We start from the raw sequence: 23,626 nt of genomic DNA, 5'->3' as shown, positions 1-23,626 counted from the left end.
CACCCAGCAAGGGCCACACCATGACCACGCCCCACTCCCCGGATACAGCACGGGCCCCGCGCACCCGGGCCGCAACGCCCCGCGCCACCACCTGGCCCGTGCCCATTGGCGTCGCCGCCCGGCGCGCTGGCATCTCGGCACGCATGGTGCGGCACTACGAATCGCTGGGCCTCATCAACGGCGTGGCGCGCACCGACAGCGGCTACCGCCAGTACACCGAGGCCGACGTGCACGCCCTGCACTTCATCCGCCGCAGCCGCGACCTGGGCTTCTCGATGGAAGAAATCGCCGAACTGCTGGGCCTGTGGCACGACCGCAGCCGCGCCAGCAGCCAGGTCAAGCGCATCGCCCAGCAGCACATCGACGACCTGAGCGAACGCATCGCCCAGATGCAGGCCATGCAGCGCAGCCTGCAAACGCTGGTGTCGTGCTGCAAGGGCAACGACCGGCCAGACTGCCCGATATTGGATGACCTGGCGGCAGGGCAGGCGGAACACCAAGCCCCCAGGGCACCGCGCAAAACGCTACCCAATCAGTAGCAGTTAGCGCTTATCCATCAAGCGCGAAAGGCCGATTTGGCTTGAATTCCGACCCACCGAGACGCATCAGCCCGCGCTGGGCCGAACAGCGGTCTTGGCTTTGCTGCTCGCCGCCCTGCGTTTGGGGGTGGGCACGGCGGCGGTGTTCAGCGCAGTGCTGTCAGCTGGCCGCCGCAACACCCCGTCACACAGCGTCGCAATGCACTGCTGTGCCACCTGCTCGGCCGTGTACTCGCCGCCGGGCTGGTACCAGCGGCCGATCCAGCTGAGCGCACCTGCAATCACAAAGGCCGTGATCTTGGGGTCGCAGGGCTGGATCGAGCCCTCGGCCACGCCCTCGGCCACCAGGCGGCGGAACTCCTGGTCGATGGCGGACTTGAGGCGGCGCAGCTCCTTGCGGCTTTCGGGGGGCACCTGCTCGTCGCCCACGCGGATCAGGCACATGCCGAAGTCCATGGTGACGATGCGCGCGTACACCTGCATGCAGGTCATGAGCTGGTCGATGGCCTTGCCACCGGCGGCACGCGATGCCTCTATGCCCTCCAGCATCATGTCCAGACCCTGGCGCACGCACTGCAGCAGGATCTCGTCCTTGTTCTTCACGTAGTAGTACAGCGTGGGCTTGGTCACGTTCAGGCGCGCAGCGATGTCGTCGAGCGAGGTGGCGTGAAAGCCGCGCTCGTTGAACAGCTGCGCCGCCGCCTGCAGCACGGCGTTGCGCTTGGCCTCACGCTGTCGCTCGCGGTGCGATACCGGAGCCCAGGGCGAAGCTGCGGCGTGCGACGCTTCGTCGGGTGCAGCAGCCTGGGCAGGGGGCAACGGGGCTGAGGATGAGGGCTTGGGGGCCGCGCGCTGGGTGCTGCTGCCGCTCGTGCTGCTTTTGCTGCTGCGTCGGGTCGATGCCGCTTTGGCCTGGGGCATGGGGGGCGATTCCTCGGGAAAGTACGGATGCTGAATGGGGTGGCGGCTTCCAGAATCTACTCACGAGTAAACAGTTTACGCACAAGTAGGAAATTTCTGCAGGGTTCCAGAGAAATTTCTGTCAGAAGCTGCGAACAACCCATATTAGAAAGCCAATGGAGACAACCCCTTCCGGCCCCTTTGCTGCCACGCCCCTGCTCCAGGTGCAGGGCGTGACCCTGGCGTTTGGCGGCGTGAAGGCGCTGACCGGTGTGGGGTTTGATGTGCGGCCCGGCTCCATCACCGCCGTCATCGGCCCCAACGGCGCAGGCAAGACCTCGCTGTTCAACACCATCTCGGGCTTCTACCGGCCCAGCCAGGGGTCCATCCGCTTTCAGGGGCAGGACATCACCCGCGTGCCCGCACCGCAGCGCGCCAAGCTGGGCCTGGGCCGCAGCTTTCAGAACATTGCGCTGTTTCGCGGCATGACGGTGCTCGACAACATCAAGCTGGGCCGCCACGCGCATCTCAAAACCAACGTGCTCCAAGCGCTGTTCTACCTGGGCCGCGCGCGCCGCGAAGAGGCCGAGCTGCGCCGCGACATCGAGGAGCGCATCATCGACTTCCTCGAAATCGACCACATCCGCCACGCGCCCGTGTCGGCCCTTCCCTACGGCCTGCAAAAGCGCGTGGAAATGGCACGGGCCCTCGCCATGCAGCCGCAGATCCTGATGCTGGACGAGCCCGTGGCCGGCATGAACCGCGAAGAGACCGAAGACATGGCGCGCTTCATCCTCGACGTGCGCGAAGAGTGGGGCGTGACGGTGCTGATGGTGGAGCACGACATGGGCATGGTGATGGATCTGTCGGACCATGTGGTGGTGCTGAACTTTGGCCAGGTCATCGCACAGGGCACGCCCGCGCAGGTGCAGGCGGACCCCGAGGTCATCCGCGCCTACCTTGGCGCGGGCGACGTGGGCGACCTGCGTGCCAAGCTGCAGGGGGTGACCACCGCATGACCGGCAACTTTGACTGGGCCTACCTGTTTGAAATCAGCCTCACCGGCATCGCGGGCGGCGGTCTCTACGCGCTGGCCGCACTGGCTTTCGTCATGGTCTACAAGGCCACCCGCGTGGTCAACATCGCCATTGGCGAGCTGCTCATGGTGGGTGCCTACCTGTTCTTCACCTTTGCATCGATGTTTGCGCTGCCGCTGTGGCTAGCCATCCCCGCCGCCGTGCTGGGCACGGGCCTGCTGGGTGCCGTGATCGAGCGCACCATGATCCGCCCGCTGCTGGGCGAGCCACCGATTTCGGTCTTCATGGTCACCGTGGGCCTGGCCTCGGTGCTGGTCGGGTTGGTGGAAATGATCTGGACGGCCGACCAGCGCCGCCTGCCCGACTTCATGCCCAGCCAGCCCATCATGGTGGGCGATGCGTTCCTCGCGCCCAAGGTGTTTTGGGGCGCAGTGATTGCCGTGGTGTTCATTGCAGCCGTGCTGCTGGTGTTCCGCTTCTGGCGCGGCGGTGTGGCCCTGCGCGCCACCGCCAGCGACCAGGCCGCCGCGTATTCGGTGGGCATCAACGTGCCGCGCGTGTTCTCGCTGGCGTGGGTGGCCTCGGCAATGCTGGCGGCCATCTCCGGGATCATCGTCGGCTCGATTGGCGGCATCTCGTCGAGCATGGGCGTGTTTGGGCTGTCGGTGCTGGTGGTCGTCATCGTGGGCGGGCTCGACAGCGTGCTGGGTGCGCTCATTGGTGGCGTGCTCATCGGTTTGATCGAAGCGCTGGCCGGCGCCTACCTGGGCGGCGAATACAAGCTGCTGGCCACCTTCATCGTGCTGGTCGCCGTGTTGCTGGTGCGGCCCTATGGCCTGTTCGGCACCCACGAAATCGAAAGACTATGAAACACCCCCTGCGCCGCTTCGCGTCTTCCCCCTCAAGGGGGACACCGCCGGTGGCCCGGCAAAGCCGGTTCCACGGCGGTCACTCGCATGGCCTGCTCCGCGGCCTTTCGCACAAAGGCTTGGCAAATGTCAGGCCGACGATGCCAAAACACATCAGCGCCTTGGAGGCTTGATCCATGCGCATCGGAACCCTCAAGGAAACCTACATCGCCGACGCGGCGCTGTTCGACTCGCGCACGCAAAAAGTGTGGCTGGCCGTGGGCGCTGCGCTGCTGGTGCTGTTCCCCTTCATGGCCAGCGACTACTGGCTGTACCTAGCCTGCCTGGTCAGCATCAATGTGGCCAGCGCCACGGGCTTGAACATCCTCACGGGCTACACAGGCCTCGTGAGCCTGGGGCAAGCGGCGTTCATGGGCCTGGGCGCCTACACCGTGGCCGTGCTGGAAACCAAGGTGGGCACGCCGTTCATCCTGAACCTGCTGGCGGGCGGCTTTGTGGCGATGCTGGGTGGCATCGTGGTGGGCATCCCATCGCTGCGCGTCAAAGGGCTGTACCTGGCGATTGCCACCATTGCCGCATCGTTCATTGCGCACTTCATCTTTGCCAACTGGAAGTTCACTGGCGGCACAGGTGGCCTGAGCGTGCCGCCCGCCAAGCTGTTTGGCATGGCGCTCGACACCTCGTTCCGGCTGTACTGGCTCATCGTGCCGGTCACAATCCTCATGCTGCTGGGCGCGGCCAACCTGTTTCGCACGCGCGTGGGCCGCGCGTTCATTGCGATTCGCGACCGCGATATCTCAGCCGAGGTGCTGGGCATACCGCTGCTGCGCTACAAGCTGCTGTCGTTTGGGCTGTCGTCGTTCTATGCGGGGGTAGCGGGCGGGCTGTGGGCGTACTTCTTTCGCGTGGTCACGCCCGAGAGCTTTCCGCTGCTCATGTCCATCTTCTTCCTCGCGGCCATCATCGTCGGCGGCATGGGTTCCTTCCTGGGCGGCATCCTGGGCGCGGTGTTCATGACCATGGTTCCTGAATTGCTCAAGCTCGTGGTGGGCCTGCTGCCCGGGGGTGCGGAACTCACCGTGTTCCTCTCGCCCGTGCGCACGGTCATCTTTGGCCTGCTCATCATCGGTTTTCTCGTCTTCGAGCCCCATGGCCTGGCCGAAGTGTGGCGGCGCGTCCGTCGTTTCTTCCATCTCTGGCCTTTCAGAAACTAACCCCCAAGGAGACACGCATGCAGCCCACCCCCACCTCCCCACGCCGCCGCACCCTGCTGGCAGCTGCCGGCGCCGCCGCCCTCACCAGCCCGCTGTCGGTGCTGGCCCAAGGCGCCGAAGAGATCGTGATTGGCGGCTCCATCCCGCTCACCGGCGTGTTCGCGTTTGCGGGCGTGGGCATCAACGCGGGCATGGGCGACTACGTGAAGATGCTCAACGACGCGGGCGGCATCAAGGGCCGCAAGGTCAAGTACGTGCCCGAAGACACGGGCTACAAGGTCGATGTGTCGGTGGCTGCGTTCAAGAAGATCACCAGCCAGAACAAGGTCAACCTGTACTACGGCGACTCCACAGGCTTCTCCAAAACCATCAACCCCGAGCTGGACCGCAACGGCAACATCCTGATGGCGGGCGCGTCGTTTGCCACCGAACTCAACGACCCCAAGAAGTACCCCAACCAGTTCCTTGTGGGCCCCGACTACACCGAGATGTTCGGCATCCTGCTCAAGCACATCGCCAAGGAAAAGCCTGGCGCCAAGGTGGCCTTCGTGTACTCCGATTCGGAATTCGGCCGCGACCCCATCGAGTCCAGCGAAGCCATGGCCAAGCAGCTGGGCCTGTCGGTGCCCATCAAGATCATGACGCCCGCCGGCAGCGTGGATGTGTCCACCGAGGTCATCAAGCTGCGTCGCGCGGCGCCCGACTACACCATCTTTCACGGCTACATCCTCGCGCCCATCCCCGAGTTCATCACCCAGGGCAAACAGCAGGGCATGACCAGCAAGTGGATGGGCACCTTCTGGACCATGGACAGCTCCACCGTCATGAAGATGGGCGACGCCGCCGACGGCTTCATGGGTGTGATGCCCTACCGCTACTACTACGACACCGAGAAGGCGCCGATGCTGGAGAAGATCCGCGCGCTGCGGCCCGAGTACCAGAGCACGGCCTACATCCAGGGTTTTCTGGCCGCGATGCTGTTCACCGAGGCAGCAAAGCGCACGCTGGACGCAGGCAAGCCCCTCACCGGCCCCAACCTGAAGGCTTCGCTCAATTCCATCAAGGACTTCGACACGGGCGGGCTGATCGGCGTGCCGATCACCATCAGCGGCAATTCGATCCCCGTGGGGCGCGTGTACCGCGCCGACATGAAGGCGCAAAAAATGGTGGCCGCATCTGACTGGATCAAGCTCTGACCTCGCCTTTGCCATGACCCAGCCAACCCCGGCCAACGTCCTCGAAGTCAACAACATCGAGGTCATCTACAACAAGGTGGTGCAGGCCCTGCGCGGCCTGTCGCTGGCCGTGCCGCGGGGGCAGATCGTGGCGCTGCTGGGCAGCAATGGGGCGGGCAAAAGCACCACGCTCAAGGCCATCTCGGGCCTGCTGGCGCTGGAGGATGGTGTGGTCGAAAGCGGCAGCATCCACTTCAACGGCCAGCCCACGGCCGCCCTGGCGCCACAGCAGCTGGTGCGCAACGGCCTGAGCCATGTGATGGAAGGCCGCCGTGTGTTTGAAGGCCTCACGGTCGAAGAGAACCTGGTGGCGGCCACCTATGCGCTCACGGGCCGCAGCGGTGCAACGCCGGATTTCGACCTGGTCTACAGCTACTTCCCGCGCCTGCACGAGCGGCGCAAGGGCCTGGCCGGGTACCTGTCGGGTGGCGAGCAGCAGATGCTGGCCATTGGCCGCGCGCTGATTGCGCAGCCCCAGCTCATCCTGCTCGACGAGCCCTCACTGGGCCTCAGCCCCAAGCTCGTCGAAGACATCTTCACCATCATCGCGCGCATCAACGCCGAGCGGGGCACCAGCATGCTGCTGGTGGAGCAGAACGCCACCGTGGCCCTGGCCGTGGCGCACCGGGGCTACATCATGGAGAACGGCAAGATCGTGATCGACGGCACGGCAGAACGCCTGGCCAACGACCCGGATGTGCGCGAGTTCTACCTCGGCATGGGTGGTGGTGGCGAGGCGAAAAGCTTCAAGGACATCAAGCACTACAAGCGCCGCAAAAGGTGGCTGTCTTGAGCCGCCCCGTGAGCCCCTCGCCCCTGGTGGGAGAGGGGTTGGGGAGAGGGGGCAGCAACCGGCGCTGCGACCACATCGACCACCCCCTCTCCCCGGCCCTCTCCCACGGGGGGAGAGGGAGCCACACCGGCCCATTTCACAGGTTTTGGGCGGCGCGTTGCGCCATGGATGACTGACATGAATCTTCCCGACCTCACCCTGCCCCAGATGCTGCGCGAGCGCGCACGCACCGACGCGCAGCGCATCGCCATCCGGCAAAAGGACTTCGGTATCTGGAAGCCCTTCACCTGGGCGCAGTACCACCAGCGTGCCAACCACTTCGGCCTGGGGCTGCGCGCTCTGGGCCTGCCTGCGGGCGGGCATGTGGGCGTGATCTCCGAGAACCGCATCGAATGGGTGCTGGCACAGATGGGCGCAGGCCTGGTGGGCGCCGTGACCGTGGGTGTGTACCCCACCAGCCCCACCAACGAGGTGGCCTATGTGGTGGGCCATGCCGACATCGAGATCATGGTCTGCGAAGACCAGGAGCAGACCGACAAGCTGCTGGCTGCACTGCCCGAGCTGCCGCGCCTGAAAAAGATCGTGGTCATGGAGACCAAGGGCCTGCGCAGCTTTGCGGCCGAGGTGCGGAAGTTCATCACCACGTTTGACGAGGTGGAACAGCTCGGCGCGGCATCGGGCCAACAAGCCATCATCGACGACGCCCTCGCACGCCAGCGACTCGACGATGTGGGCCTGATGATCTACACCTCGGGCTCCACCGGCAAGCCCAAGGGCGCGATGATTTCGTACCACAACATCCGGGGCGTGGTGCCTGGCATCGTGGACCGCCTGGAGCTGTCGCGCGAGACCACCCACCTGTCGTACCTGCCGCTGTGCCATGTGGCCGAGCAGATGCTCACCAGCTTTGTGCCCGTGTACATCGGCTCGCAAGTGAACTTTGGCGAGTCCATCCGCACCGTGCAGGAAGACCTGCGCGAGGTCGCTCCCACCATGTTCCTGGGCGTGCCGCGCATCTGGGAAAAGCTGCACGCGGCCATCCACATCAAGCTGCAGGAAACGGGTGGCCTGCGCCGCGCGCTGTTCCACAAGGCCTACAACGCCTGCAAGCCGCTGGCCGAAAAGCCGCGCAGTGCCTGGAGCGCTGCCGACAAGCTGACCTTTGCCGCCAGCTACTGGCTGGTGTTCCGCGCGCTGCAGAACTTCATCGGCCTGCGCAATGCCCATGTGGCGCTCACGGGCGCCGCGCCCATTCCGCCCGATGTGGTGCGTTTCTTCCGCGTGCTCGGCGTGCCGCTCATCGAGGTGTATGGCCTGACCGAATCCACCGGCATGGTCACGGGCCACCGGTTGGACCATGTGGTGGTGGGCACCGTGGGCGTGCCCACGCTGGGCTTGGAGCACCGCATTGCCGACAACGGAGAGCTACAGATCAAAGGCGACATGGTGTTCGCGGGCTACTACAAGAACCCCGAGGCCACGGCCAGCAGCATCATCGACGGCTGGCTGCACACCGGCGACGTGGTGCGCGAATCGCAAGGCCAGATCCAGATCGTGGACCGCCTCAAGGACATCATGATCACGGCCGGTGGCAAGAACCTCACGCCGTCCGAAATCGAGAACACGATGAAGGGCAGCCCCTTCATCAAGGAATGCATCATCGTTGCCGAGGCGCGCAAGTTCGTCGGCGCGCTGGTGATGATCGACTACGAGACCGTGGGCAAGTGGGCCGAGGCGCGGCGCATTCCGTTCACGCACTTTCGCTCGCTGGTGGAGCACCCCGAGGTGCGTGTCCTCATCGATGCGGAAATCAACCAGGGCAACCAGCGCCTCGCGCAGGTCTCGCAGATCCGCAAGTTCCACCTGCTCACCAAGGAGCTGGACCACGACGACGGCGAGGTGACCGCAACCATGAAGGTGCGCCGCGCGAGCATCTACAAGACCTATGCGGCCGAGATCGAGGCGCTGTACCACTAGCCCGGGGCTCACCACTTGCTGCCTAAATTACTATCAAAACAGGAGCTTTCAGCGCTTATCCATCAAGCGCTAGAGGCCAATTTGACATGAAAACCGCCGCCGCCGACCCGACCGCCCCCCTGCTGCTGGAACGCAACGGCGCCATCGCCACGCTGCGTTTCAACCGGCCCGATGCGCTCAACGCCATCGACGTGCCCATGGCCAACGCCGTCCTCGCCGCCGTGCAGACCATTGCCGCCGACCCTGGCGTGCGCGCCGTGGTGTTGTGTGGCAACGGCCGGGGTTTCATGGCCGGTGGCGACCTGGCCACGCTGCACGCCGACCCGGTGCAGGGTGCCATCGACATTCTCACGCCGCTCAACGCAGCACTGCTCCTGCTGGCGCAGATGAACGCGCCCGTCATTGCGCAAGTGCACGGTGTGGCTGCTGGCGCGGGCCTGAGCCTGCTGCTCATGGCCGACTACGTGATCGCCGCCGAAGGCACACGCCTGAACCTGGCCTACATTAACCTGGGCACCAGCTGCGACGTGGGCGCCTCGTGGGCGCTCCCACGCACCGTGGGCCTGCGCAAGGCGCTGGAGATCGCGCTGCTGGGCGAAGCCTTCACCGCCGACGACGCGCTGCGCCTGGGCCTCATCAACCGCATCGTGCCTGCCGCTGAACTGGACTGTGCCACCACCACCCTGGCCCAGCGCCTGGCCGCCGGACCTACCGTGGCCTACGGCGCGATGAAGCGCCTCATGCGCGCATCGATGGACCGCACTCTGCCCGAACAACTGGCGGCCGAAAAAGACGCCTTTGTGCACTGCGCAGGCACCGAAGACTTCCGCGCGGGCGTGGAGGCCTTTCACCAACGCCAAAGCGCGCAATTTGTGGGCCGCTGACGCGCCATCGCCACGGCGGCGCCCCCTTCTTTCATGGCCTCTGCCGTAACACGTCACCGCGCGCCGCCATCAACACCATCGCTGGAACACTGAGTTGTCAGTCGGCCCATTGATCCAACCGTTCTCGGACCACTACTGTAGAGCTTGCCCCACGATCTCCTGAAGCCCCAGCACATGACGCCCCCTGCCTTTGTGCACCTTCCCGAACTTCAAGGACGGCTCATCCCCGCCCACGCCTGCGGACTGCGGTTGACCGACGAGGTCCTGGCGGAATGGGACGCGCAGGCGCGCAGCCAGGGCCTGCCCATCGATTGGCGCCTGCCCGACGGCGACATCGAACGCTCGCGCCGCCAGGTGCTGGCGGGCGTGTCCGAACGCCGGGACGACCTGTGGGTGTTTGCGTATGGATCGCTGATGTGGAACCCCGGCCTGGAGTTTGCCGAAGTCCGCAGGGCGCACCTGCCGGGATTCGCCCGGCGCTTTGCGCTGAGCACCACCATCGGCCGGGGCACACCGGATTGCCCCGGCCTCGTGCTCACGCTGCAGCGCGACGCAGCGCAGTCTTGCGACGGGCTGGTGTTCCGCATTCCGGCCTGTGCGGTTGAAGAGGAGTCACGCCTGCTCTGGCGCCGCGAGATGATCACCGGCGCCTACAGCCCCGCCCTGCTGCCATTGCAGACGCCCCAGGGTGTTGTCAATCAGGCGCTGGTGCTGACGGCCAATACAGCCCATCCACACTACCGGGGCGACCTGTCCATGCAGGCCACCGCCGCCACCATAGCCAGCGCCTGTGGCCGCATCGGCAGCAACCGCGAATACCTTGATCAGCTGGTCGCACAATTCGGCGTGCTGGGCATCGTAGACCCCTATGTGCATGCGCTGGCGGAGATGGTGCAGATGGTGCAGATGGTGCAGATGGCCTGCTGAACGAGCTTCCGAGCAGGTGGTGGCGCACTACCACCCCGCGCCGGTGTAGCGCAGCACATGATCAAGGTACCCCTGTTGTTCATGGAACAATGGAATGGAAATCCCTCTTGTTGCCAGCGCTTTGACCGCCCAGCGAGGGGCACATTTTGTGAATCCAGGCCGCCCAACGCCTCCTACGGAATCTTTCTTCCAGCGCTTTCATGAAAAAAATTCTCCGCATTGCCGCCGTTCTTGTTTCGCTGGTTGCGCTGGCCAGCCAAGCAGCCCCACCTCCACCCGCTCCCGTCTCCAGCATCATCGTCATGCCCTGGGATCTGAATCAGAACCAGAACCTGCCCCGCGAACTCAAGGCCCAGGGCTTCAGCCACGCCACCGTCTATCTCAACTGGTCCGATATCGAAAGTCGCAAGGGCCAGTACGAATTTGCCCAGTACCACCGCCATCTGGATGCCATCGTCAACGGCGGCCTGTCGCTGCTGCTGGTCATTGACATGGGTGGACGCCCCTACAAGGACGAGACGGGCCAGCTCGTGCCCAACATGTCCACCGTGCCGCAATGGATCACCACGGCACATCCAGACATGGCCATGCGCAATTTCTCGGGCGACCCCAGCTGGCAGCCCGACTTCACCGATGCGTCGATCAGGAAGTATGCAGACCCATTCATTGCGCAGACGGTCGATCACTTCTCCAAGCGCTACCCCGGCAAGGTCCTGGGCTACGCCATCGGCCTGCAGGAAGAGCACGAAATCAAGTACGGGCAGATGGGCTACCAGTGGCGGGACTACAAGGAGTCCACCCAGGATGCGTTTGCCAAAAAGTACAACGCCAAACAGCCCATCATCAACTACAACAACCACATCGCAGCAGGTGTTCCTAAAGCAGAGCCCCTGCTGCACGCCCACAAGGAATTCCGGGAAACCCGGCTCCAGGAAGCCACCTGTGCCTACGCCAATGTGATCCGGAGCAAGGGGGCAGAGGCGATTGGCTACTTTGCAGAAACCTTTACCTCCCACGACGCCATCTACGCCACGGGTGTCGTCGAAAAGCTGGCCCCGTGCATTGACATCGCAGTCATCGACTTCAATTTCTACGATGGCTATGGGCTGGTGGCAGACCCCGATGTGTTGCCCACGCTGGCCAACTACATGGGTTCACTGGGCTACAAGAAAGTCATGGTGGGCGCATATGGTGAGCGGTGGGAAGCAGCCAAGAAGACGCCAGAGCTGATCCCCGTCATCCAGCAGGCGGTGGCCCAGTCGCTGGCCCAGCCCCATGTGATGGGCTACGAGATCGGAGGCTTCCACCACCAGGCAGGTGGGGGGCCGCTGGCTGGCCTGCAGCTGAACAAGCTTCACGCCCGCATTGCCAAGCCGGGCCCCGCCGTCACAGCGGGCACGGAACGCAGGGTCAGAATTGGCATCCTGGGCTCCACCACCAACTTCCACGTGTGGCACGGTGAGAAAAGCGCGGGCAGAAACACCCACCGCGATGCGCTGTTCGCGTCTTACAAGATTCTGAGCAGCGAGCCCGGCATGCAGGTCCACGTCATCGGCGAAAAGAACCTTCTCGCGGACGACCCCATCATCGGGCAGCTGGATGCCATCCTAGTGCCCCACCAGGTGGCCATGCCGCAAGGCATCAAGACCAAGTTGACCGCCTACTGGAAAAACGGCGGCGCGCTCATTCAGGACATGCGTCTGGGTGAATTCGACGAAAACGGCAAACCCACCTTTGACTGGATGCACGAGGTATTCGGCATAGCCAATGTCGAGTGGAAGAAGAATGGCGGCATCTTCCTGATCGACGGCAAGGTCTACCGGCTCAAGCCTTCAAAACACTTGTACGCGGGCTACGCGTCGATCACGCCCCGCACCGGGTACCAGGTGCTGGCCACAGAACTGCTTCAACGGGAACAAGGCATCTTGGTGAAAGGCGAACGCACTTTGGCATTCGGGTTCATGCCGCAACTGGTCGCCGATTCAACCCAGGATGCGTGGAAGAAACTGTTTGTGCGCGAGATTGCAAAAGTGGCCACCAAACGGCCTGCATTGCAAAACTGAAAACCCGCCAGACCAGGGCCCGGAGGCCCTGGGACCACAGGCTTCATGGCGCCAGCGCGTCTTCAATCTTCCGAGCAAGAGCGGCCGCCATGAGCTGGCTCCCAGCCGTAGTGAAATGGCCTGGGTCGATGTACATCTGTACCCCCTTGTGGTTGATATAGCAGTACTGAGCATCGCAAAGCTCATCCAGCGTGTTCAACACATGCACGCCTTGCAGCCCGCCAATCACCCGTTCCACCATGGCGTCGTATTCCCGTCTTTCCGCATCGACAGCATCCCTGGCCCGCAAACATTCAGCGGGCTCGCGGCGCAAGGCGGGCCGGACATCACCAGCGCAGCCTGTCACATTCAGCAACACCGAATGAATAGGAATGGACTTCACCAACACCACTTTCTTCTGTTTGGCCACCAGCCGCTCCAGGGTGCGCCGCAGGCCGCGCTCATACGCCTGGGTCGATGTCTCGTCAGGCCCAGCACCCAGGATACTGCGCAGGCTATTGCCCGTGAAGTAAATCAAGTACACATTGGACAGGACAACCAAGCGGACGTCTGAATCTGACTCCAGGCGGCGCAATACCTTTTCCGTCATCTCCGGGGTACCTACATGTTCTGGATGCGGCATATAGCCTGGCCGGTATCTGACACCATCAAGATAAGGCCAACCCGGCGTGGACGCGACCTCCAGCCGATTCCCATACAGCAGCGAAAGGCCGTAGAACAAGTGCCCTGCATTGCTGTCACCCACCAAGGCTATCTTCCCCTGGCTTTTTATCTCTGGCTTGTCGTAGGCAGTCAGTGCCGCATTGGGGTAGGGCACGCCTGTCAACGGAACCTTGCCTGCAAGCCCAAGCCAAGCGATCCCCCCTGCCACCACCATCAGTGCCAAGAGCAGGACCGCAAGAAGCCTCTTGTTTTTCACATGTCTGGCCAACGGTCTTTCAATGCCGTGGTAAGTAAGCACAGCCAGAAGGATCGAAGCCAGAACCGCCAGATTTCGATGGGATGACGACCAACGCCCATCCCCCAGCAGGCGTACAAAAACCAACAGCGGCCAATGCCACAGGTACAGCGGGTAGCTCAGTTTGCCCACATAGACCAATGCGGGGTGCGAAAGCACCTTGCGATTGAACCAGGCGCCAGGCCCAGCTTGCACCAGCATTGCGGTGGCCATTACCACTGCCAGGGTGTAGAAGCCTGGAAACGCGTTGGCATCCATGAATACAACCTGGGTAGTGACCAGTAAAGCAATGCCGGACCATCCTGCAACATTCAAGACATCCTGCCGCAGCTTTTCACTAGAAGCACTTGCGGACACCCTGCTTCCAGCTTGCCATTGAATACAGGCCATCACTCCGCCGCAGGCCAACTCCCAAAGACGCCCGAACGGCAGGTAGAAACCCGCAGCCTGGCTTTTGTTGGTGAGGATCAGATTCACCGCCATCGAGCCAAAAACCACGGCAAGGGAGACCGTCACCATGGAACGCTTCGTACGATGCGCCCATAGCAGAATCAATGGCCACAACAGGTAAAACTGCTCTTCCACCCCAAGCGACCAAAGATGCAGCAACGGTTTTAGCTTGCTGGCCACATCCCAGTAGCCAGACTCCAGATAAAAATGAATATTGGCTGAAAACAATGCACTGAACAGCGCCGACTTGCCCATTTGGGCATATTCGCCTGGATACATCAGCGCAGGGCCCAGAAGCAGGCAGCCCAGAAGCACCAGGATCAGAGCGGGGAAGATACGGTTGATCCGGCGAACGTAAAAATCCCGAATGGAAAAATCCCCCTGAGCCAACTCTCTGCACAGAATGGATGTAATGAGGTAACCCGAAATCACAAAAAATAGGTCCACTCCAACATACCCATTGGGAAGGCTGGCAGGCGATGCGTGAACCGCAAGGACCATCAATACGGCAATGGCGCGCAATCCATCGATATCAGGACGATATTCAATTTTTTTATCTGTATTCACTGAACCGCCAAAATTGATTATGATTTTTTTCTAGCCATGTTCATGAACGGCTTTTCAATCAGCATATAGCTCAAATAAGAAATTGTAACCGTTGCAAAGAAAGACAAAAACATTTGATGGTACTTGTTTTGAACAACAGAAGTTGTCAAAACAATGACTGGATAGTGAATCAAATAGAATGAATAAGAAATATCCGACATCAATTTCACCGATTTCGGATTTTCATACTCAGAATTTTTCAAAATAAGAAATAATGCCGCCACTCCAAGACCTGTGAGAAATATCGGTGACGGAAATATTGGCTCCCATGATTTAAAAAGAACCACGGTCGATACAAATACGGCTAACAGCGCTGCTTTGTCATACCTTGGATTTTTGACCGCAATCCACGCACCAAAAAGAAAAAATGGCATCTGGGAAATCGCATTATTTTGAATAAAGAAATACACATATATTCCTTCCATGCTTTTTACCAACGGATGCCATTTGGTACCACCAAACACCCAAACGCATGCAGCGACTACAAAAATCGCTGTAATTTTGGTTGGGCTTTTAAAAAACTTGGCGGCGATGAGAAATGCAATCACATACCATACCACTTCGATGGTCAATGTCCAGCTCACGCTCAAGGCATTATATTTTAAATAAGCTTCTGGAAAAAAATGCTGAAGAAAAAACAAATGAATCAATAGACTTTCAAAGTCCATTGATTCCAATTGAAAATGACCAAAAACCAGAGAAAATAAAACAAACCAGAACAGGTATGCCGGATATATTCTAAAAAATCGATGTTTAATATATTCAATCGCAGAGTATCTAATTGCGCTTTGAATAATCAAATATCCACTGATAACAAAAAAAATCTGTACCCCAATCCACCCCCCTACAATTCCAAAATATGGAATAGAAACAACCTTCAAGGTATGGAGATGATTCGCAAAAACAAGGAGCACGGCCAGTGCTCTCAAGGTTTCAATGGAGTGATTTTTTGACGAAATAATACTCATCCAAATATTCTATAGCGAGACAATTAAATATTAACTACCAGAATTGGTAGGTAGGTGTCGCATGCCGGCCAAACCACGGGCAAAACAACCGGCATCTGTTAGGCCAGACACCTCGGCATTCAGGAGAAAGCACCTTCTAAGCTCTCTCACACTCTCCGCTCAAAACGGCGCCGACTCCGGATCCGTATCCACCGGGACTTGCGCAGGCCCCGTCACCACGCCACCAGCGCCACTCTTTCGCGCAGGCGCTGAATTCGTGGGGGCGCGTGATTCCACTGAAGGTACCGGCATGCTGTCGCTCTCTGAGGCCACCGCAGCTGCCGCACTGGCCACGCCACTCTCAGCCTCTCCCCCCAGCGCCTCGATCAGGTCCGGGATCAGCTTGACCAGCTCGCCGGTGGCAATCGCCACATCGGTATCAAAACCACCGTCATCCGCTTTGGTCCCCTCGAACACGGTGTCCAGGAACGACACTTTTTTGATCTGCAGGCCTTCGGTCAGCATGAAGCTCACGCGGTCGTCCCAGGTCAGTGCCAGCTTGGTGGGCAGCTTGCCGGCGTCGATGTGGGCCTGCACCTCCTCGATATCCAGCGGGTGGCGGGCGTAGCGCACCACGGCTTTTTCCTCGTTGGCGCTTTTGAGTTCGCACTCGCGGTCCACCGTGAAGCCCACGGGCGGCTCCTGTTCCTTGAGCCAGTGGGCCATGGCGGCCTGCGGGCTGGTCTGGGTGTTTAGCAGCGACACCGACAGGCCGGGCAGCGCCTCGACCAGCAGGGTGACCACTTCGTCCGCGCGGCCCTGGCTGGAGGTGTCCAGCACCAGCAGGCGCGAGGTGGTGTCGATCCACAACCACATCGAGCCCTGCTTGGTGAAGGCCATGGGTAGCAGGTCCAGCTTGGCCTCGTCTTTCAGCTCCTTGCTTTCCTTCTTGCCGGGCTTGCGGCCGGTTTCCTGCTCGATGCGCTCGGCCTTTTCTTTCACGCGGCGGGCCAGCACGCTGCCGGGCAGCACTTTGGATTCGACCATGAAGCGCAGGATCCACTGGCCCCCGACCGACTCGGCCAGCGGGCCGTGTGCATCACCGCGCGGGGGCACCCAGCCCAGGGACTTTTCCTGGGTGGCACCACATTCCATGAAGGGCGCCTTGGCCAGGGCTTCTTCTACTTGCGTCAATTCAACCTGCCATTGCGGGGCAATGCGGTACACGATCATGTTCTTGAACACAGATAACCTTTTGTTCGGGAGCGTTGGTGGTGAAGCGCTTTCAGCGAGAGCACTTTCTCTATCGGTGAAGCTGTTGCCAACGGATGATCGAGCGATCGAACCCGTGAACAAAACAGCCCGCCCGACACGGAACATGCCATTGTCGGTGGTCGTCGGCACGCAGCCTGCGGCCGGAGCGCACAAGCAACGATGGCCGCCTGAATTAGCTATAAATATAATAGCTATTAACGCTTGATGGATAAGCGCTAGCGGCCATTTTTTATCAAAATCTTGATCGCGCAGGCCTGCAGCTTCTTGGCACAACTTTACACAGCGTCATCCGACGCGCACGGCCGCGATACATGCGGGGCGGACACTGACTCTCAATCGCCGGAACGGTCGTTCCAGCGAGCCACCCCCGTAAAAGGACCCACACCATGGCTTTCCGCTTCCAACACCGCCTTGCCGCCACCGCTGTTCTGGCCGCGCTGGCCCTGCCTGTTCTGGCCCAGCCAGCCCCGGCCACACCACCCGCTGCTGGCGCCCCCACAACCGAAGCCGCCCCGCGCTACAAGGCCGGAGAACGGCACGAACGCCACCATGGCGACCGTGCAGAAAAACGTGCCGAACACCATGCCAAACGCCTGGCCGCCCTCAAGGGCCAACTCAAGCTGACCGCCGCGCAAGAACCCGCGTGGACAACGTTCACTGCGGCCATGCAACCGGGCGAACGCCCTGCCCGTCTGGACCGCCAGAACATGGACAAACTGACCACCCCCGAGCGCATCGACCGCATGCGGGCCATGCGCGCCCAGCACGCCGCCGAGGCCGACCGCCGTGGCGAGGCCACCAAGGCCTTCTACGCGGCGCTGACGCCCGAGCAGCAAAAAACCTTTGACGCCCAGGCCCACCACGGCCACCGTATGGGAGGCATGGCAGGCATGAAGGGCGACGGCGAAGGCCGACACGGGCACCACGGCATGCGGGGTGGCGAAGGCCGCCATCAGCAACCGCAGACAGCACCCGCGAAGTAAATCCCCTCCTGGGACCGCCCTGACGCAGGGGGCGGCTCGGAGGTGGGCGGCGGTTCCCTCTCTTCTTGCCTGACAAAGCCCGGAGTCCTCCACGGACCCCGGGCTTTGTGCTTTGTGCTTTGTGGGATGGAAAAGGTTGTCGACGGGCACCCGTTGTGGATAACACTGGGAACAGTTCTGGCACAACTGGACAGTTATCCACACAAAAAGGCGATGGCCCGAAGTTGTTGTCTGCGAGCCCCGCCCTTTGTGCAGACCGCCACACAGACTTTGCAGCTGCGCAACCCCGCGCCAACATTGAACAAATTGGCCTTGTCCACAGAAAGTGGCTTGCTCTACTACTACTGCTATTTATATATAGAACTATAGAAGAATAACCAGAACCCGTCGAAACACCATTCCGCGGCGCACGCGCGTTCTGGTGGGCTGCCCCGGAAAGGGGGGATGAACAAGACCTGGGTGCGGACCTCCGTTTTTGGGCACCGCTTTGCTGAGGTGGAGGTGGAGCGGCACTTGCTGCACGGCTCCTGCAATTCATGTTTGCTATTAATAATGTAGCTAATAGCGCTTATGCAGCAAGCGCTACAGCCAATTTTTGGCACAAATTCATGACGAACCAGGGCCGGTGCGCAAGACTGGGGATAGTTCTGGCACAACCACGTGGTTATCCACAGAAAAAGACAGGCGCTGTGTTTTGTCCCCGTTCCCGTGACAACGGCAAGAGGGATCGGTGCACAGGGTTGGCGCACCTGCAAGTGCGCGCTGCGGTTGGGGAAAATGCGGTTGTCCACATTCCGTGTCGCCTTCTACTACTATGACTATGTATTTATAGACAACATAAGAAGAAGAAAGAGGGACAACTTGGGGCACACCCGAGGGCAGGGGTTGTCATCTGGACGGGGCGATGTTTGGGGGCGCACGGGACACAACCCCAGGGAGAAAACCGCAGCCGACCACCGTGCACGGGGCCGGTTGTGGCAAGGCGATCGGGGAAAACGCGGGGCCGTGCAGGCCGTCTACGCAGCCGCAGGGCGCAGGAAGGCCCCCAGGAGGTCCGCAGACAGGGGGCGGCTGAAGAGGTAGCCCTGGTAGAGCTGGCAGCCCGCGCGGGCCAGCAGCTCGCGTTGCTCGGGGGTTTCCACGCCTTCGGCGATGACTTCCAGGCCCAGGCTGCGCGACAGGCCGATGATGGTGTCCACAATGGCGGCGTCGTTGGGGTCGGTCAGCAGGTCGCGCACAAAGCTCTGGTCGATCTTGAGCTGATCGAGCGGCATGCGCTTCAAGTAGCTCAGCGACGAGTACCCGGTGCCGAAGTCGTCCAGCGAGAAGCCCACGCCGTGCGAACGCAGCGCGGCCATGGTGGCGATGGTGGTCTCCATGTCTTCCACCAGCAGGCTTTCGGTCAGCTCCAGCTTGAGCAGGTGGGCCGGTGCCCCGGTGATGGCCAACACCCGGGCCACGTCGTCCACAAAACTGGCGTGGCGGAACTGCCGCGAACTCACGTTCACCGCCATGGTCAGGTGGGCCAGCTGCGGGTCGGCCTGCCAGGTGGCCAGGAGCTTGCACGCCGTGTGCAGCACCCAGCGGCCCAGTGGCAGGATGAGCCCGGTTTCCTCGGCCAGCGGTATGAATACGGCAGGGGGCACCATGCCGCGCTGCGGGTGGGCCCAGCGCACCAGGGCCTCTACGCCCACACAGCGGCCCGACTGGTGCATCTGCGGCTGGAAGTGCAGCAAAAATTCCTCCTGCGCCAGTGCGGCACGCAGGTCGGTTTCCAGCCCGGCGCGGGCCGTCACCACGGCCTGCATGTCGGGGTCGAAAAAGCGCAGGGTGTTGCGCCCTGCCGTCTTGGCCTGGTACATGGCCAGGTCGGCCTGCTTGAGCAGTTCGCCCACGCTGGTCAACTCGCCGGTGAAGGGCGCGATGCCGATGCTCGGTGTGCTGCGGTATTGGTAGCCTGCCAGCGCATAGGGCACGGCCAGCATGGCCAGGATCTTCTCGCCCACCCCGCGCGCGTGCAGGGCCAGTTCGTGGGATTTGGGGCTCAGCTCTTCCAGCATCACCACAAACTCGTCGCCGCCCAGCCGGGCCACCGTATCCACGCTGCGCACGCAGGTGTTCAGGCGCTGCGCCACCTGCTGCAGCAGCAGGTCACCCTGGTCATGGCCAAGGGTGTCGTTCAGGGTCTTGAAGTTGTCTAGGTCGATGAACAGCAGCGCCCCGCCCTGCTGGCGCCGCTGGGCATTGGCCAGCGCATGGGCCATGCGGTCCATGAGCAGCATGCGGTTGGGCAGGCCGGTGAGCGCGTCGTAGAACGCCAGACGCTGGATTTCGCGCTCGCTGGCCTTGCGTTGCCGGATGTCGGTGTTGATGGCGAGGATGGATTGCGGCTGGCCGTCATCACCGCGCACCAGGGTCCAGCGGCCCTCGACCTCGATGGTGCTGCCATCGCGGTGGCGCTGCACGATCTCGCCAGTCCACTCGCCTTGCTCCAGCACCGACTGGGTGGCATGGCGAAAGTGGGCGGGGTCGTCGTAAAGCAGGGTCTCGATGGACTGGCCCAGCGCCTGCAGCTGCGACCAGCCGTACAGGCGCTCGGCGCTTTTGTTCCAGAAGATGATGCGGTGTTCCAGGTCGCGCACCAGGATGGCATCCTGCGCCTTGTCCAGCAGCGAGGCCTGGTGGCGGATGCGGGCGTCGGCCAGTTGTCGGTCGATCTCGGACGAAGCGCGCGCGGCAAAGATCTGCAGCGTGGAGGCGATGAAATCCGTCTCTGCAATGGCCTGGCGGAACAGCACGAACACAATGCCCACCACTTCGCCGTCGGCATTGCACAGCTGTTGTCCTGCGTACGCCTGCGCGCCCACGTAACGGAGCACGGGCGCATCCGGATAGCGCTGCTGTACCTTGTCGGTCACCACGTACTCGCGCTGCGTCAGCAGCATGAGGCTGGGCGTGCCCTCCAGGCTGTATTCGTCGTTGGGCAGCATCTGGCCGTCCAGCACCGCCGCCAGCGTGACCACCCGGGGTGGTTGCCCTTGCGCTTGGGGCAGCAACCGCACCACGCAGCCGCCCTGGGCCCCCAGGGCATCGGCCATGTTGCGCACCAGCTGCACAAAAAACTCGGTGCCCGTGCTGGCCGACACGGCCGCCGCCACCTTGAGCACCGAGGCCTGCAGCCGCTGCTGCGCCTTGTGCGCGCGCAGGCTGGTGATGCCAAAGGCCAGGTCGTTGGAGAGTTCCTGCAGCAGGGCGGCCTCTTCAGGGCTGATCTGCAGAATGTCCGGCGCGTAGAGGTACAGCAGGCCAAAGGTACGGTCGCGGTTGCGATCACGGTCCTGCAAAGGCAGGCAGATCACACCGTGGAAGCCGTGGTCCAGCATGCGCTCGGTCCAGTCGGCAAAGTCGCCTTCGGTGCGGATGTCCTGCACGATCACGGGCTTGCCCGAACGCACGGCCATGCCCGCCGGCCCCCGGCCGTAGGGGTCATCGGCCGACCAGGAAAGCTGCAGGTTTTCGAGGTAGTTCTGGTTGTAGCCCGCGTGGGCTACAGGCTGGATGGATTTGCGTTCGTCGTCCAGCGCAAACCCCACCCAGCCCATGCGGTAGCCGCCAATGTCCACGGCAATCTGGCAGATGGCCTGCAGCAGCGCGGTTTCGGAGGTGGCGCGCACCAGGGTTTCGTTGCAGGCGCTCAGAAGGCGCTGCGCACGGCCCATGCGGGCCAGTTCGCGCTCGGTGCGCAGGCGTTCGGTCACGTCGGTGGCCAGCACCTGGCGTGCCGGGCGGCCATTGAAGCTGATGCTGCCAGCCGTGATCTCCACATCCATGAAGCTGCCGTCCTTCTTGACGTGGCGGCTGATCACTGGCTTGTTGCGCTGGTCGATCGCAATCGCATGCAGGGCCTCCCGGATGGTTGCGTGCCGCTCGGCGGGCCACAGGTCGGTCATGTCCATGGCCAGCAGCTCGGCCTCGGTGTAGCCGTAGTGGGTTTCCATCGACTGGTTCACAGCCTGCAGGCGCAGCGTTTCCTTGTCGTACACCCACATGGGATGGGGATGCTCGTTGAACAGCATGCGGTACTGCTGCTCCGACGCCTTGAGCTGCCCGGCCACATGCCGCAGCTGCACCATGGCCCCCAGGGATTCGGTAAGGATCTCCAGGTGCGCCACGTCGCGCCGCGAGAACGCGTTGGGCTTGTCAGACGTCACCTTGAGCGAGCCCACCACCCCCTGCGCCGTGCGCAGCGGCACCGCCATCACGGAGCGCACGCCATGGCGATGGGGCAGCGAAGCCATGTCCCAGCCCTCGGCCTCGGTGTCGTTGCACACCACGGTGCGCCCTTCGCGCAGTGCGGGCCAGAGCAGGCTCTGGTCCACGGCCAGCAGGTGCCCCACGGGCCGCACATGGTCGCCTGCCGAGGCCTGCGCCACCAGCTGGTGGCCCTGCAACAGCTCCACCAGCGCGCCCCGGGCCAGCGTCTGGCGCAGCACCGTGTCGGCCACCAGTTGCAGCACGTCGGGCAGGGGCATGTCCAGCGACGAGATGCGCTGCTGCACATGCAGCAGCTCGGCATGGTTCTGCGCATCACGCTGCGCGTCGAGCTCGGTCAGCTTCTGTACGCTGATGTCGGTCATGCCGCCCACCATGCGCACGGCCTTGCCGGCGGAGTCGCGGATCAGGAAGCCCCGGTCCAGCACCCAGGCATACGTGCCGTCCTTCCGAAGAAAGCGGTACTCGGCCGACCAGTGGTTGTCGGTGCCATCAATGGCTGCATGGATGCTGTGGAGGATTTCCTGGCTGTCGTCGGGGTGCAGCCGCAGGGTCCAGGAGGTGCTGTCGGGGGGCAGCTCGTCCAGCGGCACGCCGAACAGGTTCTGCATGCCCTCGTTCCACCACATGGCATCCGTGTGCAGGTTCCAGTCCCACACAGCATCGGCCGTGGCACGCGAGACCAGGTGAAAGCGTTCTTCGCTTTCGCGGCGTGCCTGCCGCGCCTGGTGCTGGACCGAGATGTCCTGGAAGGCGCCCTGGATGCGGATGATCTGGCCATGGGCATCACGCGCCGCCTGTCCTGCTGTGCGCACCCAGAATCGCCCGCCACCAGGCATGGCCACCTCAGCCTCGACGTCGAAGGGGGTGCCATGGTGCATGCATTCATCAAAGGCCTTTTGCAGGTGCACCCGGTAGGGCGGGGTGTACAGCTGCAGCACCTGGGCCAGGCTGCCTACGCGGTGGGTGAGCCCGTAGGCGGCAGCGATCTCCTGTGACCAGGTCAGTTGGAGGCTGGGGAGCTCTACCGTCCATCCCCCGATGCGCGCAATCTGTCCTGCCACACGCAGCGCATCGCTCTGGGCCAGCATCTCCGCGTGCATCTGGTCGCGCTCTTGCACCAGCTGGGCCAGCAGGCGCTTCTGGCGGCGCAGCTCCAGCTGCACCATGGCCTGGCCTGCCAGGATCTTCAGACCGTCGAGCTGCTCGTCCCCCAGCGTGCGGGGCACGGTGTCCAGCACCGCCAGCGTTCCCAGTGCAAAGCCCTCCGGCGTAACAAGGGGCACGCAGGCGTAAAAACGAACACGGGGTTCGCCCACCACCAGCGGATTGCCCGCAAATGCGGGGTGCTGGCGGGCGTCCGGCACCACCACGGCATCGCGGTTGCCATCCAGCGCATGGACGCAAAAGGCAATGGCACGGTCGGTCTGCGCGAAAGGCACACCCACAGCTGCCTTGAACCACTGGCGCTCGCTGTCTACAAAGTTGACCACGGCCATGGGGCAGCCGCAGACGCGCGCGGCCAGTGTGGCCAACTGGTCAAACGCGTCTTCCGGGGGGGTATCCAGGATGGCGTAGGACTGCAGTGCGTGGAGCCGCGCGGCCTCTTGGGGTGCGTGCGCAGGCGGCATGGTGGTTACGCTGGGGCCAGGCCCAGGGGCACGCATCCGACCTCCAGGCGCCTTGCTGCCTGGGGA

16 protein-coding genes are annotated in these 23,626 nt (G+C 62.5%); 11 read left to right on the top strand and 5 right to left on the bottom strand.

Annotation, left to right across the window (positions count from 1 at the left end; all coding sequences use genetic code 11):
* The first annotated feature begins 20 nt into the window (after positions 1–20).
* The gene (cueR, locus tag ACT89O_RS00355; protein WP_487261506.1) at positions 21–539 is read left to right on the top strand and encodes a Cu(I)-responsive transcriptional regulator; all 519 of its coding nucleotides are present in this window, start codon (positions 21–23) and stop codon (positions 537–539) included.
* Positions 540–605: 66 nt separating this feature from the next.
* Here the strand turns inward: cueR and ACT89O_RS00350 are convergent, their stop codons facing one another.
* Positions 606–1,460 (bottom strand): TetR/AcrR family transcriptional regulator, encoded by an 855-nt coding sequence (locus ACT89O_RS00350; protein WP_487261505.1) that lies wholly within the window; start codon positions 1,458–1,460, stop codon positions 606–608.
* Positions 1,461–1,615: 155 nt separating this feature from the next.
* Between ACT89O_RS00350 and ACT89O_RS00345 the strand changes: the two genes are divergently transcribed.
* From ACT89O_RS00345 to ACT89O_RS00305, 9 genes are all read left to right on the top strand, one after another.
* On the top strand, positions 1,616–2,458 hold the full coding sequence (locus tag ACT89O_RS00345; protein ID WP_487261504.1) for an ABC transporter ATP-binding protein: 843 nt from the start codon (positions 1,616–1,618) through the stop codon (positions 2,456–2,458).
* Complete coding sequence (locus ACT89O_RS00340) at positions 2,455–3,345, top strand: branched-chain amino acid ABC transporter permease (protein WP_487261503.1); 891 nt, start codon at positions 2,455–2,457, stop codon at positions 3,343–3,345. The genes ACT89O_RS00345 and ACT89O_RS00340 overlap by 4 nt, the downstream gene beginning before the upstream one ends.
* A 176-nt stretch (positions 3,346–3,521) precedes the next feature.
* Positions 3,522–4,559, top strand: a complete 1,038-nt coding sequence (locus ACT89O_RS00335) for a branched-chain amino acid ABC transporter permease (protein ID WP_487261502.1) — start codon at positions 3,522–3,524, stop codon at positions 4,557–4,559.
* A gap of 17 nt (positions 4,560–4,576) precedes the next feature.
* Positions 4,577–5,755, top strand: a complete 1,179-nt coding sequence (locus ACT89O_RS00330; RefSeq protein ID WP_487261501.1) for an ABC transporter substrate-binding protein — start codon at positions 4,577–4,579, stop codon at positions 5,753–5,755.
* Between the two features lie 13 nt (positions 5,756–5,768).
* On the top strand, positions 5,769–6,587 hold the full coding sequence (locus ACT89O_RS00325; RefSeq protein ID WP_487261500.1) for an ABC transporter ATP-binding protein: 819 nt from the start codon (positions 5,769–5,771) through the stop codon (positions 6,585–6,587).
* Between the two features lie 177 nt (positions 6,588–6,764).
* Entirely contained in the window at positions 6,765–8,564 is a 1,800-nt protein-coding gene (locus tag ACT89O_RS00320; RefSeq protein WP_487261499.1) for an AMP-dependent synthetase/ligase, read from the top strand.
* An 86-nt stretch (positions 8,565–8,650) separates the two neighbouring features.
* Positions 8,651–9,448, top strand: coding sequence for an enoyl-CoA hydratase/isomerase family protein (locus ACT89O_RS00315; protein WP_487261498.1), 798 nt, complete (start codon positions 8,651–8,653; stop codon positions 9,446–9,448).
* A gap of 174 nt (positions 9,449–9,622) precedes the next feature.
* Complete coding sequence (locus tag ACT89O_RS00310; RefSeq protein ID WP_487261497.1) at positions 9,623–10,375, top strand: gamma-glutamylcyclotransferase; 753 nt, start codon at positions 9,623–9,625, stop codon at positions 10,373–10,375.
* Between the two features lie 200 nt (positions 10,376–10,575).
* Positions 10,576–12,438: a beta-galactosidase gene (locus ACT89O_RS00305; RefSeq protein WP_228897052.1), complete on the top strand. Its 1,863-nt coding sequence runs from the start codon at positions 10,576–10,578 to the stop codon at positions 12,436–12,438.
* A 43-nt stretch (positions 12,439–12,481) separates the two neighbouring features.
* Here ACT89O_RS00305 and ACT89O_RS00300 read toward each other — a convergent pair whose 3' ends face one another.
* The 3 genes from ACT89O_RS00300 to ACT89O_RS00290 all read right to left on the bottom strand — a co-directional run bounded on the left by ACT89O_RS00300 (position 12,482) and on the right by ACT89O_RS00290 (position 16,644).
* Positions 12,482–14,413, bottom strand: coding sequence for an acyltransferase family protein (locus tag ACT89O_RS00300; RefSeq protein WP_487261496.1), 1,932 nt, complete (start codon positions 14,411–14,413; stop codon positions 12,482–12,484).
* 17 nt (positions 14,414–14,430) lie between these two features.
* On the bottom strand, positions 14,431–15,420 hold the full coding sequence (locus ACT89O_RS00295) for an acyltransferase family protein (protein WP_487261495.1): 990 nt from the start codon (positions 15,418–15,420) through the stop codon (positions 14,431–14,433).
* A gap of 159 nt (positions 15,421–15,579) precedes the next feature.
* Complete coding sequence (locus ACT89O_RS00290; RefSeq protein ID WP_487261494.1) at positions 15,580–16,644, bottom strand: recombination-associated protein RdgC; 1,065 nt, start codon at positions 16,642–16,644, stop codon at positions 15,580–15,582.
* 416 nt (positions 16,645–17,060) lie between these two features.
* Between ACT89O_RS00290 and ACT89O_RS00285 the strand changes: the two genes are divergently transcribed.
* The gene (locus ACT89O_RS00285) at positions 17,061–17,657 is read left to right on the top strand and encodes a Spy/CpxP family protein refolding chaperone (RefSeq protein ID WP_487261493.1); all 597 of its coding nucleotides are present in this window, start codon (positions 17,061–17,063) and stop codon (positions 17,655–17,657) included.
* Positions 17,658–18,673: 1,016 nt separating this feature from the next.
* Here the strand turns inward: ACT89O_RS00285 and ACT89O_RS00280 are convergent.
* Positions 18,674–23,560 carry an EAL domain-containing protein gene (locus ACT89O_RS00280; RefSeq protein ID WP_487261492.1) on the bottom strand — a complete coding sequence of 1,629 codons (4,887 nt, stop codon included), beginning with the start codon at positions 23,558–23,560 and terminating at the stop codon, positions 18,674–18,676.
* Positions 23,561–23,626: the final 66 nt, after the last annotated feature.

The organism is Acidovorax sp. NN32 (genome assembly GCF_057597245.1).
This window is presented reverse-complemented; position numbering and strand designations above follow the sequence as displayed.

Excerpts from the sequence above, each read along its gene's own strand:
- cueR (WP_487261506.1), top strand. The coding sequence starts at position 21 with ATGACCACGCCCCACTCCCCGGATACAGCACGGGCCCCGCGCACCCGG.
- ACT89O_RS00350 (WP_487261505.1), bottom strand. The coding sequence starts at position 1,460 with ATGCCCCAGGCCAAAGCGGCATCGACCCGACGCAGCAGCAAAAGCAGC.
- ACT89O_RS00345 (WP_487261504.1), top strand. The coding sequence starts at position 1,616 with ATGGAGACAACCCCTTCCGGCCCCTTTGCTGCCACGCCCCTGCTCCAG.
- ACT89O_RS00340 (WP_487261503.1), top strand. The coding sequence starts at position 2,455 with ATGACCGGCAACTTTGACTGGGCCTACCTGTTTGAAATCAGCCTCACC.
- ACT89O_RS00335 (WP_487261502.1), top strand. The coding sequence starts at position 3,522 with ATGCGCATCGGAACCCTCAAGGAAACCTACATCGCCGACGCGGCGCTG.
- ACT89O_RS00330 (WP_487261501.1), top strand. The coding sequence starts at position 4,577 with ATGCAGCCCACCCCCACCTCCCCACGCCGCCGCACCCTGCTGGCAGCT.
- ACT89O_RS00325 (WP_487261500.1), top strand. The coding sequence starts at position 5,769 with ATGACCCAGCCAACCCCGGCCAACGTCCTCGAAGTCAACAACATCGAG.
- ACT89O_RS00320 (WP_487261499.1), top strand. The coding sequence starts at position 6,765 with ATGAATCTTCCCGACCTCACCCTGCCCCAGATGCTGCGCGAGCGCGCA.
- ACT89O_RS00315 (WP_487261498.1), top strand. The coding sequence starts at position 8,651 with ATGAAAACCGCCGCCGCCGACCCGACCGCCCCCCTGCTGCTGGAACGC.
- ACT89O_RS00310 (WP_487261497.1), top strand. The coding sequence starts at position 9,623 with ATGACGCCCCCTGCCTTTGTGCACCTTCCCGAACTTCAAGGACGGCTC.
- ACT89O_RS00305 (WP_228897052.1), top strand. The coding sequence starts at position 10,576 with ATGAAAAAAATTCTCCGCATTGCCGCCGTTCTTGTTTCGCTGGTTGCG.
- ACT89O_RS00295 (WP_487261495.1), bottom strand. The coding sequence starts at position 15,420 with ATGAGTATTATTTCGTCAAAAAATCACTCCATTGAAACCTTGAGAGCA.
- ACT89O_RS00285 (WP_487261493.1), top strand. The coding sequence starts at position 17,061 with ATGGCTTTCCGCTTCCAACACCGCCTTGCCGCCACCGCTGTTCTGGCC.
- ACT89O_RS00280 (WP_487261492.1), bottom strand. The coding sequence starts at position 23,560 with ATGCCGCCTGCGCACGCACCCCAAGAGGCCGCGCGGCTCCACGCACTG.